Origin of the sequence: Mangrovibacterium diazotrophicum (genome assembly GCF_003610535.1) — a bacterium.
Lineage (GTDB): Bacteria > Bacteroidota > Bacteroidia > Bacteroidales > Prolixibacteraceae > Mangrovibacterium > Mangrovibacterium diazotrophicum.
On the sequence record NZ_RAPN01000001.1, the window covers coordinates 2,791,080 to 2,807,432 of the forward strand.

Here is a 16,353-nt window from a genome sequence, read left to right on the forward strand (position 1 = left end):
GGTTATCATCACCTTATAACTTAGCAGCCTGCGAGCACAAACTATCAATCCTGAAGCAGCCCTTTCAAAATTGACGCATCAGGCAGTATTTAAAAATGCAACGGGAAATTCAACGGGGAAGCACAACTCCTAGTTTGTCGACAAGCTTTCGGAAGGCGGGATCAGAATGCAACGGATAAAAATCAGGATAAGTCACCATCACCGGAAGATCTTCGTTTTTATAGTCGAGGGCAATTTGAAGATACTTCATCGCATCTTCCTTTAGATTCAGCATCATGTAAATCGATGCAATAATTACCGGGTTCGAACAGTAGCGAGCTTCGTTCTGTGTAGCTCCCGTCAGCCAAAAGTACAGGCAGTTTTCAAAGGTGTCGGTGTTATAACAATCAATCATAGCTTCATTTCCCATGATATGTTGCAACTGCAACCACGCTTTCAACGCTTTCTCCTTTTCACCCGACTGGTAGTACGCAAAACCAATTCCATTCCAGGCAAAGCCATAATTCGGGTTAAGCTCGATCACCTGCAAGTATTTCCGAACCGACTCCCGATATTGCCCGGCAATGTAGTACCGCTCGGCAACCACGCAACCTGTTGCCGGATTTACAGGATCCAGGTCTTCTGCATTCAATGCTTCTTCAATCGCCTGAGTATACTGACCATTCACCACATAATAGTCTGATAGTATGAGATGCGCGCGTGCATTGCTAGGCTCCGCTGCCAGGCCTTTTTCCACCATCCTTTTCATCTCATCCCAATTCCAATCGAGCTTACCTAGAACAAGCCCTCCGACTATATCAGCTTCCGCCAAATCCGGGTCTATTACTCTTGCTTGACCAATAGCTAGCCGCGCATTTTCACGGTTCGTATTCTTTTCCAGGTTATCGCCAATGAGTGTATTCACCGCCAGGTAACTTTCTGCCAAAGCAACGTAGGCCGGCGCAAAATCGGGCGCCAACACAATCGATTCTTTCAAATAGCCGATTCCTTTCACCAGCGAGTTATATCGAATTTTTTGTGTATTTACCAGGTAACGACCCCGCAGGTACAAATCATAGGCCTCGGCGGGCACTTCAGGTTCTTCCACCTTTTCCAGCGTCTTTCCGGTTATTTTCGAAATCTCACCGGCTATTTCATTTGAAACATGACTAATCAATGGCAAAACATCGCCGGAGTCCTGATCGTAAGTTCCCGCCCAAACATGATCCTCTTCAGGCAAAGGGTCTATCAACTGCACGACTACGCGCAAGCTGTCTTCATCATAAATGACCGATCCTTCCAACAAAAGGTCGACACCCAGATCCCGCGCTATTTCGGGGTAAAGCTGTTGCTTATTTTTATAAACCATTGCCGAACCTCGGGAAATCACCCGGATTCCGGCGTTCTTGTACAATTCAAAAGTGAGCGCTTCGGTTATTCCGTCAGCCAGGTATTCTTTGTCCTGATTTTCGGATAAAAACTGAAAAGGCAGAACCGCAATGGCCATTTTTTCGCTCACCTGTTCGTCTTCAGGAATCACAATCGACAAATAGCCCATCAAAACAAGCATCATCACAAGCAGCGAAACAACAATAGGCTTCTTCCGCCACCAACGAACTTTGCCGACTTGCCCGGACAGTACTGCCGTTCCTCCTTCTTCCAATTGCTTTTTATACTCTCCGGGTGTTAATCGGTAAAAATCCAAAAAGCACTTATTGAAATAAGATGGACTGCTAAACCCAACTTTATAAGCGATTTCAGAAGCTGTGAGATCCTTTTCTTCCAAAAGTTTGCGCGCCTCATCAAGCCGAATTTCACGAATAAGCTGATTGACAGATTTCCCTGTCCCAAGCTTCACTTTCCGGAGAATCTGCGAACGGCTCAAACCAACAGCTTTGGCCAAATCAGAAACACCGAACTTTTCGTCCTCCAAATTTTGAAGAATAATTTCTTTAACCTTATTGACGAAGTGCTCCTGCATTCGGATTTGCCGGGATTGTTTTAAACCAGTACTGAGCTATACGAAATGATGTTTATTGAGGTTTTCCAGTCCAGCAGAAGGCGATCGTTTTTGCACAAATGAAAAGGAGCTGCCCTATACCGGACAACTCCTTCGTAAATCTATTTGCTAAATTGAATCGCTACTCGAGCATGTTCAACATGTCGTCTTTTTGAAAAACTTTTGCCTGTGCTTCTTTCAACGAGTAATCGTAAGTCAGCACCAAGTTGTATTGATATTCTCCTTCCTTATCCAAAGCCCGCAGGTAAATATCGACGGATGTCTGTCCATCAACCTGAAGCTCCGAAATATCGAAAGAAGCAATACCCCACTGCAGGTAATTGTATGGATCTCCGTTCTTGTTATGCTTCAGTTCCAGAATAATCTCACCGTCACCAGTCTCCAAATCGTCCGTGTCTTTAACCAAATTGATGAAATGAGTGAATCCCAATCCACCTCCGTATTCAAACTGAACATTCAGGTAATCGTCCGTAAACCAGGTATCCGTTATGGTTACCGCATCATTTCCTATCGAGTCTCTCACCTCCTCCGTTGTCTCGGCCGTAAAATTGAAAATCGGCTTGGTCAGAATCTCCGACATAGAATTAATTTTCACATAGTAATCGTATCCCGAACTTTCCTCAGCATCGTCCAGAATCGTGTAGTTCACAAACACCCGCATGCCGTCTTCCAAATGTTCCGGGTCGACATTTGTAGCCGAGGGCCACAATTTGTCGCCGCCATCGGTCGTAACCGAGAAATAATCAGATGATTTTACGACAGTGCCGGTCGTTATCCAATACTTGCCCAACGAGTAATCGTCGTCGTCATCGTTGCAACTCACCAGGAATACGCTGATGAGCAAAAAGAAAAATCCATTTTTTAATAGTTTCATTGTTCTGTTCTGTTTAAAAATTCCCAAAAGCTTATACCCAATAGATGGAGAGTTTTGAAAATGGTTGCTTTGAAAAGCACCTTTCCGTTTATCGATTCGCCTTCAACAATTTACAAAAATCGAACTTTCAAAAAAAGGACTTTCTGTTGTTTTGTAATCCCCGATTCCTTGCAAATACAACAGTTTTTACCTTCCAGCGGCAGAAATTACAACGGCTATTTGTGCTGCAATTTCAGGTCGAACTGATTCTATCCGTTCCAGATCCAAATTCAGGCCGAGCGGCCCGTACACTTTGGCAAAATATTCATAAATCCCTTTCACAACTTCAAAAGGAACCTGCATGGACTCTAATGCATTCGAACCCGATTTATTCCGAACACCGGTATCTGCTCCGTGTTCCAGCAGATCGCTCACTATCGCTGTCCTGCAAAAGAAAGCAGCAGTATGCAACGGAGTCGATCCGTCGTTGTTCTGAAAATTCAAATTAGCTCCACGCTCAATCAGGTACCCAGCAATCTCCGTCTGCCCAAACATGGCCGCTAAAATCAGAGGACTCGAACCACCTTCCGGATCAGCTTTGTCAATATCCTCGCCTTGATCCAGCAATTGTTTTACGGACTGCAAATCACCACCAATCACCGCGGCATGAATACTTTGTACCGACATCGGCTGCTCAACAATTGCAGACCTCTCTTCGGCAGAAGCAGCAACGGGTTTTCCGCTAAAAGCCAGAAGCATCATTAAACCAACAAGCACAAAAGCCGGTGTGGTTTTCAACATTGTTTGCTTTTGCATTCCCATTCGCCACGCATAAACCAGGTAAGTTGAAGTGGCGTAAGTTGAAATCGTTAAAACGATAAACTTCAACGACGAAGGCAGCCCCGATTTTAAAAGAATGAGCGCAAAAATGCCCAACACTACGGTGTGAATAATGTAAACCGAATAGGAAGAAGCGGCCAACTGCGCAAGCAAGTTGTTGGTACGGTTTAGCTGAAACCGGAAGGCATATAACAACACATACAGAAAACTGAACATGGAAAGGATCGCCGTAAATTGATACACCAGGCGGTCAACCAATTCGGAAACAAAATAGAAATCACGCCCCGGCGTAATCAGATTGAAAAAGAGATTCAGGGCAACCGCGGTAAAAATGCACAATACAACTGTCAAAAGCACATTCCCCCAAATATACTGCCTGACGTTTTTTTGCCAATTGTCGAAAACATTCAGCTTATTAACAAGTGAACCTAGCAGAAACGCCGACATGTAAACACCGAGTCGTTCGTTTTGAAAATCGAAAAGAAAACTGTGCGTCCATCCGCTCAGGTTGAAAAACGAAATCGCCGACGAATAAGCAAAACTTACACCGAAAGCCAGCAGGATTCCCGTCTTCAACCCAATTCGAAAAGACAACAAATTCATTTTATACAAAGCAAGATAAAGTAGCTGAAAGGCGAACAGCACAGGTAAAAACCACAGCCAATTCTGCGTCGGATTATTTGCAAAGAATGTCAAATCACTTCCGGTACGCTCGAAAAAGTGGAAGTAGGTCATCCAATTCTCTTGCGGTAAACCACGACTGTACAGAAAGATAAATTTATAAGCCGGGATAAGTGTCAAAACTGCGACTGCCCAAGGCAGCGTGATCCGTCGCAGCTTGGACCGCACAAAGCGGCAAGCCTCTTTGCCCTGCACCGAAATGCGCACAAAGTAACCGGAGATAAAAAAGATACTGAACATGACGAACAAGTCGAGGTACATCCGAATGATCCCGATCCAGTTGCTTTTTTCCGGATCGACAACAATCCATGAATTGGCCAGTACAAACTCATAAACCAGGCCCGAATGCAGCAGCACAACTAAGAAGATCAGAAAGGTGCGGAGGTTGTCTAAAAAATAAACGCGTGTTTTCATTTCAACAGATTTTTTTGGTGTTTCAAATAACTACTCCAAAGTTCCTCCGAATCGTGACGCAGGAATAATCATCTAAAATCCAAGCTGCATGAAGTTTCACTCAGGCATATCAACTATGCGCCATGCGTATAAACTATGATGCAAAAACGCTGAAACACCCCATTTTTTATCTCCTAACACAAGCGCATCAGCACAAAAATTCCAGCTGCATTTTTTGCGAAACAGAAATGCAAAAACCAATCCGATAGAATAGTCTTCCAATATTTGTATCTTTAAAATTCGAGAAGCAAACCAACAAAAACCAAATGCCTGAACTTGCGCCATCGGAAAAAGCATTTCTGGAAAATCTGAAAGCAATTATCGAGCGAAACTGTTCGAACGAACAATTCGGCGTTTCTGAATTGGGCCAGGAAATTGGCATGAGTCGTTCCAACCTGTTGCGAAAAGTGAAAAAGATGACCGGGTCATCCGTCGCCCAGTTTATCCGCCAAATCCGGCTGATTGAATCCCGAAAACTGTTGCTGGACACCGAGGCAACTGTTTCGGAAATTGCATACCAAGTTGGCTTTAGCAGTCCCTCCTACTTCATTAAATGCTTCCGCGAATATTACGGATACCCACCGGGCGAAGCGAAAGACCGCGCCCCGCATCATTGGCACCAACCGGAGCACCACTTGTGCAAGGAAGATGCCAAACCTTTATTTAAAATCGTCCTTGCAATTGCGCTGGTGATCGTAAGCGGCCTGACGGTAACTCTGCTGATCCGCCATTTCCACTCGGTACCCAGCAAGCAGGGAAAGGTGATTGCGGTGTTGCCATTCAACAACGAAAGCGATGACTCGAGCAACGTCTACCTGATCAACGGACTGATGGAAGCTGTGCTCACAAAGCTGCAGCAAATCAACAACCTCGAAGTCATCAGTCGGACTTCGGTGGAAAAATACCGGGGGAGCAAGAAATCGGCGACAGAAATTGCCCGCGAGCTGGGAGTTGACTACCTGATTGAAGGAAGTGGCCAAAAGGATGGCTACGAAGTTTTGCTACACATCCAATTAATTGACGCGCTGAAAGACAACCAGCTGTGGGCCGAGGATTACCGGCGACAAACCGACGCGATTTTCGACCTTCAACAGGAAATAGCCCAAAACATTACCAGTAATATTGAAGTGATTATTACACCCGATGAGGCAACGCAGATCGCAAAAAAGCCAACCCAAAACCTGAAAGCCTACGACTATTTCCTGAAGGGAATGGACCAGTTTTACATGGGAACAGAGGCCGGATTACGGAATGCGATCCCGCAGTTCAAACAAGCCATTGAGGAAGATCCGACTTTTGCGCGGGCATTTGCCGATATTGCCATTTCGTATTATCTGCTCGACCTTGGCCAAACCGACAAGCAGTACACTGACCTCATCAACCAATATGCCGACAAGGCCATGTTTTACGACGACGAACTGGCGCAAAGTCTTTTGGCAAAATCGTTCTTCTACCTGCAGGCCGGTGAATATGAGTTGGCCGAACCATACCTGGTAAAAGCTTACAATTACAATCCGAACTCGGCCGTTGTCATCAACACGCTTTCCGAATACTATGTCAGCTACAAGCCCAACACAGCCAAATATTTGGAATATGCATTGAAAGGAGCTCGAATCGACATAGCAGCCAACGACTCAACCAGCGCGAGCTACATCTTCCTCCACCTGAGCAACGCTTTTATCCAAAATGGTTTTGTGGAAGAATCGCTGAAATATATCGACAAGTCGCTTTCGTACTGGCCCGGAAATCTCTATTCCCAGTATGTAAAAGCCTACATTGAATATGCGGAAGACGAAGACCTCAACATACTTAAGCAAAAACTGATTCAGACATTCCAACAAGATTCGAGCAGGCTGGACATTATGCAGGAAATCGGAAAAGTCTGTTATTTCCAGCGCGATCACAAGGAATCCTATCACTATTACAACTGGTTTGTCAACATCCGCCAAAGTCTGCAACTGGACATCTACCGGTTTGAAAATGCCAAAATCGCACGGGTATTTTACGAGATGGGTGAAACTGCACGAGCTGATGAATTGATGGAAGAATATCACCAGTACATTGAGGAAGATCATTCGATTTACCGCGAACTTAGTTTGTCCGTTTATTCGCTGAATACCGGCAACAAAACCGATGCACTTGAACACCTGGAACAGTTTGCCAAACAGGATAACTTTCACTACTGGGTCATCCTTTTTCTGGATATCGATCCGTTGTTCGACTCACTCACCAACGACAAATCCTTCCAAAATATCGTCCAAAAAATCAAACGAAGATTCGAAAAACAACACGACCGGCTTGAAAAACAGCTGGAAGCAAAAGACTTGATTGAATAAAAAACAGGCTGATCCTTACGAATCAGCCTGCACTATCTTTTTGTAATCAAATCTATTCAACCGGATTACCGTCCGGATCAATCAATTTAATCTCATCGAAACCAAGCTCTTTCAACCCTGGCTCTACTTTTTCTCGGTCGCCCACCACAATCCAAACCATTTGATTCGGATACAGAACTTTGTTCTCTGCAACGGTAATATCATTCAGGTTCAGATTTTTGATTTTACCGGCATAAGTCAGGTAGTAATCCTGCGGCAATCCGTATTCTTCCATGTTTACAATCGAACGGCTCACAGCACCGGCAGTCTCCCACGAACCGGGCAAACTCAGAATTTCGTTCTTTTGCACTTTGTCCAGTTCGGTCGCAGTAGCCGGATTATCAGATTTGATACCGACCAATTCTTTCTTGATTTCCTGGATTGACTCTTTTGTCTTGTCGGTTTGCACCGGTGCGTAAGCGACAAACAAACGTTGCCCTTTGGCATCAAGCAAAACACTGCCTGCTCCGTACGACCAATGCTTATCCTCACGGAGATTCATATTCAGGCGAGAAGTGAATGTGCCTCCCAAAATCGAATTCATCATGGTCATGGCAATATCATCCGGATCAGATTTCGGCGGAGCAACATTGCCCGACAGAATTACAGACTGCTGCGCACCGGGTTTGTCCATCAAATAAACAACCGAGTGCTCGGGCAATTCAACCTTGCCGATGTTTTTAACCGGTACTTCGCCGGATTTCCAATTGGCAAACAGCTTTTCCAATTTCGGAACCACTTCGTCCATGGTAATATCGCCCACGACAATCAAAGTGGCGTTGTTCGGTTTAAACCAATCATTGTGAAACTTCACCAAATCGTCAACAGTCATCTCGGTTACCGAAGCCTCAGTTCCCGAACCCGTGAACGAATTCCCGTAGGCGTGATTTGCGCCGTAGAGATATCCCGGGAAAAGTCGTAATGCCATCGAGAAAGGTGAGGATTTCTCCTGTTGTATTCTTGCCAACTGTTGCTTCTGGAGTCTTGCGTATTCTTTTTCGGGGAAAGCCGGGTTCAGAATAATGTCTGCATAAATATCCAGCGATGCATCCAAATTCATTTTCATTGATGAAAGCGATACAAAGGAATTATCGAGATCGGAACCACTACTAAGCTGAGCACCAAGCATCGCCAATTCATCATTAATTTGGAGAACGTCACGTTTCTTGGTTCCTTCATCCAACATATTCATCGCCAAACTGGCTGTTCCGGGCAGGCCAAACTGATCGGCTGCATAACCGGCATCAACCATCAGGTTGAAGTTAACAACCGGAATAGAATGGCGCTCGGCTAAAACAACTTTCAGACCATTAGACAGGGTTTTCCGCTGAATTTCGGGGAACACGGCATCCGGTGCTTCTCCGGTAGCCGGCAATTTTGAACGATCAACCGTTGTCTCGTCCGTTTTATAGGTCGGGAACGGGTGAACTTCGAGGACGTAAACTCCGTCCGAAAGCCATTTTTGGGCAGTCGCCAACAAACTTCCGGGGGTGGCTGCTTCAATTTCCTTGAGGTTGTTTTTGTAGTAGTCCGGACTGCCGCCATAAACCTGGCTGCTGGCTAAAATATCCGATTTACCTCCAAAACCACCGATGCGTTCAATGCCGCGAATGTAGCCTGACATGTATTGCGCTTTCACCCGCTTCAATTCAGTCTCAGTCGGACCGTCTTTCAAAAAACGGGCAAGCTCCTCGTCTATCGCCTGTTCCACCTTCGCCAAATCCTCACCTGGTTTCGCAGTGGCAAAAATTTGAAAAAGACCTGCGATTTCGCGGGCATCAATGTACGAAGCAACATCCGTGGCAATTTGATCATCAATCACCAAGCGCTTATAAAGGCGCGAAGTTTTCCCTTTCGCCAAAATGTCGCTGATCAGATCCAAATCGTTCGCTTCCTGAGAACCCCAGGCCGGAACATTCCATGTTTTATAAATACGGGCCTGCGGAACACGATCCTCTACCGACGCACGAATTGTTCCCGAGCGCTTTGCGATATTTTTCTTTGGCGTTGCAACAGGAGGTCCCGATGGAATATCGCCGAAGTAGTTTTTCACTTTCTCGTAAGCCGCTTCCGCATCAATATCGCCGGCAATGACAACCACCGCGTTGGCGGCGCCATAGTAGCTTTTGAACCATTCGTGAACATCATCCAGCGACGCTGCGTCCAAATCATCCATCGAGCCGATCACCGTCCACGAGTACGGGTGCCCCGCGGGGAAACAATTATCCGCCATCAACTGGCGAACAACGGCATAAGGTTGATTCTCGCCCTGGCGTTTTTCATTCTGAACGACGCCTCTCTGTTCATTAAGCTTGGCAGTATCAATTGCCGCAACGAGGTGCCCCATGCGATCCGACTCCATCCACAGCGCCATATCCAGTGCTGAAACCGGAACATTTTCAAAGTAGTTGGTTCGGTCGTAATTTGTAGTACCGTTCATATCGGTAGCGCCAACTTCCTCAAACGGTTTAAAATAATCATCATTATAGTTTTCAGATCCGTTAAACATTAAATGTTCAAACAAGTGGGCAAAACCGGTTTTCCCTGGTTTTTCGTTTTTGGATCCTACATGATACCAAATATTGACGGCCACAATCGGGGCCTTGTGATCTTCGTGCACGATCAAGGTCAAGCCATTGTCCAATACATATTTCGTGTAAGGGATGTCAATCCCTGACTCCGCCCCATCTTGCGCCACAACTAACTGACTAAAACACAAAAAGAACGCAAAACAAGCCGTATAAAGCCGAAATTTCCAATAAGATCTTTGTTTCATAAGATTCTGAATATTGATTCTGGTTGTTGATAAGTAGTACTTAAAATCTTAAGTTAGAAGAGGATAATTTGAGTGTTTCTCTTTTTCCTGATTATTAAAGAGAATTCATTGTTCTCTTCTGTAGTCGCCGAAAAAGAAGCAAGAAGTTACGAAATACTTATCAAAATTTCAACCATTTTAAATAATGATTGAAGCCCCTGGAAACCTGAGGAAAAAGAGGAATCAGAAATTGGGTGTTTTTAGCAAATCCCCCAGCAGACGCACTTAGATCTCCTTCAAATTTCAGACTAAAAAAATTGGGGACAAATCATTTTGCAAGAGACCTACTAAATACTTCCTAATAACCAACACCTTACAAAGTTCGACTGCAGAATAAAAGCAATTTTTGCCCACAGCCCATTCCGCATTAAAATACTTATTTGCAGCTATATAGCACCAACGAAAAAGTAACTGTAAAAAGCGAAAAACGTTTATCTATTTAGCTGATCTTTCTCCCGCAAAATGTGTTTAACCGAACAACATCAAAAAAAACCAAAGATCTGACGCTTGAGATCCATGCGTTCGTTTCAGCATGAAAACTAATCTCAAATGCGACACTCATTATCAATTCTACGACTAAGAACTAGCCTTAAAATTGAATGCCGAAGTTTAATTATGAACGCATTTAATTTCAGCCAAATGAAAACATTTACTCAAGTTTCGAAATTCATTATTATTCTTTTTATTGCTCTGTTCGTTTATGGTTGTCCGGTATTTAAATCAATAAAATACCCTGCAACTGCTCTTCTGGGTGATAGTCTGACCGTACACGTTAACTTCGACTTAATGGGTACGACAGGCCCCCAAAACGCACTGCTTGAAATCGTTCTTCCCTCAGGTTGGGAATTTACCAACAAAGTGATTGAGTTCGATGGACTCAATAATGCTATTGCTACTTTAAGCCCTAACTCCGAGAATGGTGACGGCTATTGGAGTGCTTCAGTTTCGGGCCAGGTTACAGCGGACAACGTACTGTTTGATCTGGAATTATTGAATACGAAATCAACTGCTTCAATCGACACTTTTCAAATTAGTATTAGCGGAGACATCAGCTTCTATTGTGAGCAAAAATTCGCAATCAGATCGATAACTGATGAAACAGTTCCGACTCAGTTTACCTATCACGATGATACGCTTGAATGGAATATGCCGAAAAACAATTCGGATACAAAAGGCTATCGGATTACCGACAATACCAACTCCTGGTTTACGACCAATACCAAAGTACCGGTAGATCCTGGGTCAGAACTGCACCGATATGCCATATCAGCAGTAGATAACAATGATCAGGAATATGCTTTGAGCGATACCATTTTCATTTTCCATGGCGATTCGCTTTTTGTGTCCGAATCGGGAGACGACGGTAATACCGGAACTGAAATCAGCCCTCTAAAATCGTTGCCCTTCGCCCTGAATATTATTGATGAAGACTACGCTCTAAGTAAGGACAAAAGCATCCGTTTATTGGATGGCACTTATTTACTTGAGTGTGGTGTCCAACTGCGCGATCGTGTTTCCTTGATCGGAAACGGCCCTCAAAATTCGATCATTTCTTGTACAAGCAATGGGATCGCTATTAACTCTGAGAATTTGAATACAGGAATGTCGATAGCAAACCTAAGTATCAATGCTCAGCAAAACGAGGCCATCTTCAGCTTCAGCACTTCTTTTTGGGATGTGCCGGAAATAACACTCAGCCATGTGCAGCTGTACAATACAGATCAAACTGCGGATGGGTTGAGAACATTAAATGCAAAGCTATTTCTTGACCACATCGTTGTGGCAGGCATGGACAGCACGGGTGTAGTGGGTTTGAATATACAAATCAATAACTCAGTATTTACGGGGAATCATATTGCACTGTATACGTTTATGTCTGACATAGCCTGGGGGACTGTCAGAATAGTCAACAGTATTTTTTTCGACAATCAAAAATCCATTTCCTCTCTTTTTTCGCCATCAGAGGTTGTAAACTACATCACCATAAATAATTCTATTATTGACACAGAATGGCTAAGCAACGGGGAGGGGAACTTTTACAGCGATCCGCTATTTATCGACGACCCGAATTACCCCTATCTTCTTGATCCAATCAGTCCCGCGGTTGACGCTGCTATTGACTCGTTAAAATACAATGACCCAGCCTTAACGGAAAACTCACAATTGGCTAAATTTCCGGCGCGTGGTACCGTTCGGGGAGACCTGGGGATTTATGGCGGCGGAGGAACAGATCCCGTTTCTGGTGTTTTCTCCTATCGTGTCTATCAAGATTTGGAGATTTACCCTAATCCGACTGACGGTATCCTGACGGTAAGGTGGCCAAACAACAAGGAGCCTGTCAACCTTTGGCTTACCAATGTGAACGGAACAAAACTAAAACTACTGGATCGAAACAACCAAATTGATCTAAGTAGTTACAAACCGGGCTTCTATTTTCTAACAGCTGAAATAGACGGGGTCTATTATCTCTCGAAAATAATTGTCAAATAAATAGATATTTCAAGTGAATAGTTGAAAACCAATACAAGGACTTTTTCTGAATGATTCCTGAATAAAGACGGATGAGAATTACGGGAATAAAAAAAGACCGGTCATTTCTGATCGGTCTTTCGAGCTCCCCAGGTAGGACTTGAACCTACGACCTACGGATTAACAGTCCGCCGCTCTAACCAACTGAGCTACTAGGGAATATTCTCCTGTTTTTACAGGCGCTTTGTGTTTCAAAAGCGATGCAAAAATAGGAGCATTTTTGAAAACAAAAAACTTTTTCGAAAAAAAAATGCACAAAAAATGAATAATTCTTCAGCCACGTCAGAAAGCTCAAACGCCCAATCCACGCTATCCTTCAGACAACGAGAAGATTAAACCGATGTTCTAAAAATGCCGCGTTAAAGCCGATCTCCACCACAAATAATACTTGCCTTCCAAATCACTGATCGACGGGAACGGATAGAACAGGTAATTGTGCTGATCGCCGACATAAAAACCGGTTTTGATCGTCCGGTAAGATATGTCGCCCTTCAAATAACGGAGCACAGTCTTGGTTTGTCGCCCGGGCGATTCTTTCAACCGGATGAGGCAATCGCGCAAATGATCCGGGTTCGGATACGGCAGATTGTGAATCGGTGCGTACGGATCTTTGACCAGCTCATTCAACAACAAATCGCACATAAACACCTTGGGCGCCGATACCGGCTGGTTCGGATCAGTCAGCATCCGAATAAAATCTATCGGGCCCAACTTACTCGCAACCCGCGTTGTGATGGGCACCAGCTGCTGGTACAGATGCACCGGATCCGGTTTGTTCTCGACATAATCGTGCGGTTCAATCTCCAAAACGCGTCCGTCGTCAGTTACCAGGTACAAACTGCGGAGCGCTTTCAATGGTGTCTTTTCAAACACACGATAAATAGACAAGTAAACCGAACGCTTCGGCTCGCCGTCTTCGTAGGGTTTCATCTTTAAATTGATGTAGTCCTGATGCAAAGTCGTTTTATCCGGATCAATCTCCAGAAAGATAGCTTGTCCCCGGGTCTGCTTTTTTGTCCCTACCGACAGGTAATTCCCAAAATCCACCGGAGCTAGATGTGATACGATCAAGGATTCTGGTGTGGCAACAAGATAATAGTACTTTTTCATGGCCATCTTGACTTTTGGTTGTACTAAAAAATACGATTCGAACAACCAAAAAGTTAAATTCAATCGCGCAAACTTCCTGACCAACCGGGACAACGAAAAGGCTTCCGACCTGAAAATTGAGAGATATTAAGATCTGATATACATTCAATTTAAGCTATGCTAAATTAGGTGAAAGAATAAAAAAGCATCCTTCGGCATGCTTTCGTTTCCAAATATTAATGACTACTTTCGCACTTCACTTTTTTGAAGAATTTCATTATGTGGGTTTGGCTCTCAAGAATTATCCTAAGAAATAGAATCGCCGTACTTGTTATACTTGCCTTGATTACCATTTTCATGGCTTTCCAAGCGAAGCAAGTAGAAATGTCGTACGAGTATTCACAACTCCTTCCTAAAAAAGACAGCGCATACGTAGATTATCAGCGGTTTCGCGACCTTTTTGGCGAAGAAGGAAATCTAATCGTAGTCGGTGTTGAAGATCCCGATTTTTTCAAAATCAGCCACTTTCGCGACTGGCAGGATCTGAACCGGGATTTAAAAGCAATTGATGGAGTAGACGATATCATCTCGGCCTCAAGTGCTTACAACCTTGAAAAAGACACCAAGGACAAGAAGTTCGTGGTTTCACCGATATTCCCGAAAGAAATCACGTCACAGGTTGAACTCGACAGTTTAGCTCAGAATTTCCATTCGCTGCCTTTTTATAAAGGACTGCTCTACAATCCGAAAACCGGCGCATACATATTGGGGATCACTGTCAATAAAGACAAGATGCACTCGAAGGCCCGAGAACAGCTCGTTTTAGCAATTAAGGAACGATGCGACCAGTTCTCGGAAAAAACAGGACTTGTTACCCACTATTCGGGACTGCCTTACATCCGGGTAATCAACTCGATCCGGATCAAAAAGGAAATCTACCTTTTCAGCGCGCTGGCAATGGGACTTTGTATCATCACACTGTTCCTGTTCTTCAGATCATTTAAAGCGGTACTTTTTCCGGTCGTCATTGTGCTCACAGGCGTTATTTGGGCGATGGGGACCATGAGTCTTTTAGGCTACAAAATCACCCTGCTTACCGGAATGATCCCATCATTGCTGATCGTTATCGGGATACCGAACAGCATCTACATGCTCAACAAGTATCACTACGAATTCCGATCGCACGGAAACAAGATCAAGTCGCTTCAGCGGGTTATCATCAAAATCGGGAATGCTACATTCCTGACCAACCTGACAACTGCTTCCGGTTTTGCAACGTTCATCATCACCAACAGTGATATTCTCCGCCAGTTCGGCTTGGTGGCGTCGTTAAATATTATGGGATTGTTCCTGCTTTCTATTTTAATGATCCCGACTATTTTCAGCTTCCTGGCGCCTCCGAAAGAAAGACATATCCAACACCTGGACAACAAAACCATCCGTCGGATCATCGACAAGCTGGTTGAAGTTACCTACCATCATATTAAATGGGTTTACGCTTCAGCATTTGTTGTGCTACTTCTGGGAATCTACGGTATCACCATGATTAAAAGCTCTGGCTACATGGTTGATGACATTCCCGAAAGCGACGTGATTTATCAGGACTTGAAATTCTTCGAGAACCACATTGATGGGATTATGCCTTTGGAAATCATCATTGATTCGAAGAAACCGAATGGCGCCATGAGCTTACAAACCTTCAAACTGGTCGATCGTTTGGAGAAACGCCTGGAAGAATACCCGGAATTATCATCATCATTATCGCTGCTGAACATTCTGAAATTTGCCAAACAGGCCTTCTACAACGGCAACGAAAAATATTACAGTGTTCCGGGCAACCAGGAAAAGAACTTCATTATGGCCTATGCGAAAAACTCGGCCGGCGAAGGCAACCAGGGAATCGGTGCACTGCATTCATTCATCGACAGTACCCAGCAAATTACGCGTGTCAGCATCCGGATGAAGGACGTTGGTACGAAACGCATGGAGCACCTTTACAACGACTTTCAAATGGAAGTCGATTCGATTTTCCCGGCCGACAGTTATAAGGTTACAGTTACCGGCTCGAGTATTACCTTCTTCAAAGGAACAAAATACCTGGTCGAAAACTTATTTTCAAGTTTGGCACTTGCTGTCTTCCTGATTTCAGCTTTCATGGCCGTCATGTTCTACTCGTGGCGCATGGTTGTAATGTCGCTCTTGCCAAACATCCTCCCGCTGATTTTCACAGCCGCAATCATGGGCTTCACCGGCATCCCGATCAAGGCCTCTACGATCCTCGTGTTCAGTATCGCTTTCGGTATTTCGGTGGACAACACGATACACTTCCTCGCCAAATACCGGCAGGAACTGTCGCTCACCGGCTGGGACATTCAGAAGTCGGTGCGGATTGCACTGAGCGAAACCGGCGTTTCCATGATGTACACCTTCGTAGTGTTGTTCTTCGGCTTTGGCGTTTACAGTATCTCGCAATTCGGCGGAACGGCTGCACTGGGCGTTTTGGTATCGCTGACGCTTTTGGTTGCCATTACTTCAAACCTCATTTTACTACCGAGTTTGTTGATTGGATTAGAAAGACTGACAACAACTCGTTCATTCCGCGAGCCAATGTTGCAAATTTATAACGAAGAAGAAGACATTGAACTGGAAGAGCTGGAAATTGAGCATCACGATTCGGAAGAAGAAAAAGGAGAAGAAGAAAATAAAACACAAAACTAAT

The 16,353-nt window shown here is 44.4% G+C and carries 9 protein-coding genes and 1 tRNA gene; 3 read left to right on the forward strand and 7 right to left on the reverse strand.

The features are described from left to right. Positions 1 to 109: 109 nt before the first annotated feature. From BC643_RS11025 to BC643_RS11040, 4 genes are all read right to left on the reverse strand, one after another. Positions 110 to 1,960, reverse strand: coding sequence for a helix-turn-helix domain-containing protein (locus BC643_RS11025; RefSeq protein WP_120273137.1), 1,851 nt, complete (start codon positions 1,958 to 1,960; stop codon positions 110 to 112). Between the two features lie 160 nt (positions 1,961 to 2,120). After that, complete coding sequence (locus tag BC643_RS11030) at positions 2,121 to 2,873, reverse strand: NigD1/NigD2 family lipoprotein (RefSeq protein ID WP_120273138.1); 753 nt, start codon at positions 2,871 to 2,873, stop codon at positions 2,121 to 2,123. Positions 2,874 to 3,059: 186 nt separating this feature from the next. Continuing rightward, positions 3,060 to 4,787 carry an acyltransferase family protein gene (locus tag BC643_RS11035; protein WP_120273139.1) on the reverse strand — a complete coding sequence of 576 codons (1,728 nt, stop codon included), beginning with the start codon at positions 4,785 to 4,787 and terminating at the stop codon, positions 3,060 to 3,062. Positions 4,788 to 4,883: 96 nt separating this feature from the next. Further along, positions 4,884 to 5,111, reverse strand: a complete 228-nt coding sequence (locus BC643_RS11040; protein WP_120273140.1) for a hypothetical protein — start codon at positions 5,109 to 5,111, stop codon at positions 4,884 to 4,886. Between BC643_RS11040 and BC643_RS11045 the strand changes: the two genes are divergently transcribed. After that, a complete protein-coding gene (locus BC643_RS11045) occupies positions 5,093 to 7,162 on the forward strand; it encodes a helix-turn-helix domain-containing protein (RefSeq protein ID WP_120273141.1) in 2,070 nt (689 codons plus the stop codon). The two genes, BC643_RS11040 and BC643_RS11045, sit on opposite strands and share 19 nt — an antisense overlap. A gap of 52 nt (positions 7,163 to 7,214) precedes the next feature. Here BC643_RS11045 and BC643_RS11050 read toward each other — a convergent pair whose 3' ends face one another. Beyond that, positions 7,215 to 9,977 carry a M16 family metallopeptidase gene (locus BC643_RS11050; protein ID WP_120273142.1) on the reverse strand — a complete coding sequence of 921 codons (2,763 nt, stop codon included), beginning with the start codon at positions 9,975 to 9,977 and terminating at the stop codon, positions 7,215 to 7,217. A gap of 678 nt (positions 9,978 to 10,655) precedes the next feature. On the opposite strand from BC643_RS11050, the gene BC643_RS11055 reads away from it, so the two are divergent. Next, positions 10,656 to 12,506: a T9SS type A sorting domain-containing protein gene (locus BC643_RS11055; RefSeq protein WP_170154528.1), complete on the forward strand. Its 1,851-nt coding sequence runs from the start codon at positions 10,656 to 10,658 to the stop codon at positions 12,504 to 12,506. Between the two features lie 124 nt (positions 12,507 to 12,630). On the opposite strand, the gene BC643_RS11060 is transcribed toward BC643_RS11055, so the two are convergent. Together BC643_RS11060 and BC643_RS11065 are read right to left on the reverse strand one after the other, a co-directional pair. Beyond that, positions 12,631 to 12,704, reverse strand: a tRNA-Asn gene (locus BC643_RS11060). Between the two features lie 186 nt (positions 12,705 to 12,890). Further along, positions 12,891 to 13,655: a hypothetical protein gene (locus BC643_RS11065; protein ID WP_120273144.1), complete on the reverse strand. Its 765-nt coding sequence runs from the start codon at positions 13,653 to 13,655 to the stop codon at positions 12,891 to 12,893. A 336-nt stretch (positions 13,656 to 13,991) separates the two neighbouring features. Here BC643_RS11065 and BC643_RS11070 point away from each other — a divergent pair, with 336 nt between their 5' ends. Continuing rightward, positions 13,992 to 16,352, forward strand: a complete 2,361-nt coding sequence (locus BC643_RS11070) for an efflux RND transporter permease subunit (protein ID WP_245994919.1) — start codon at positions 13,992 to 13,994, stop codon at positions 16,350 to 16,352. The last annotated feature ends 1 nt before the right edge of the window (position 16,353 follow it).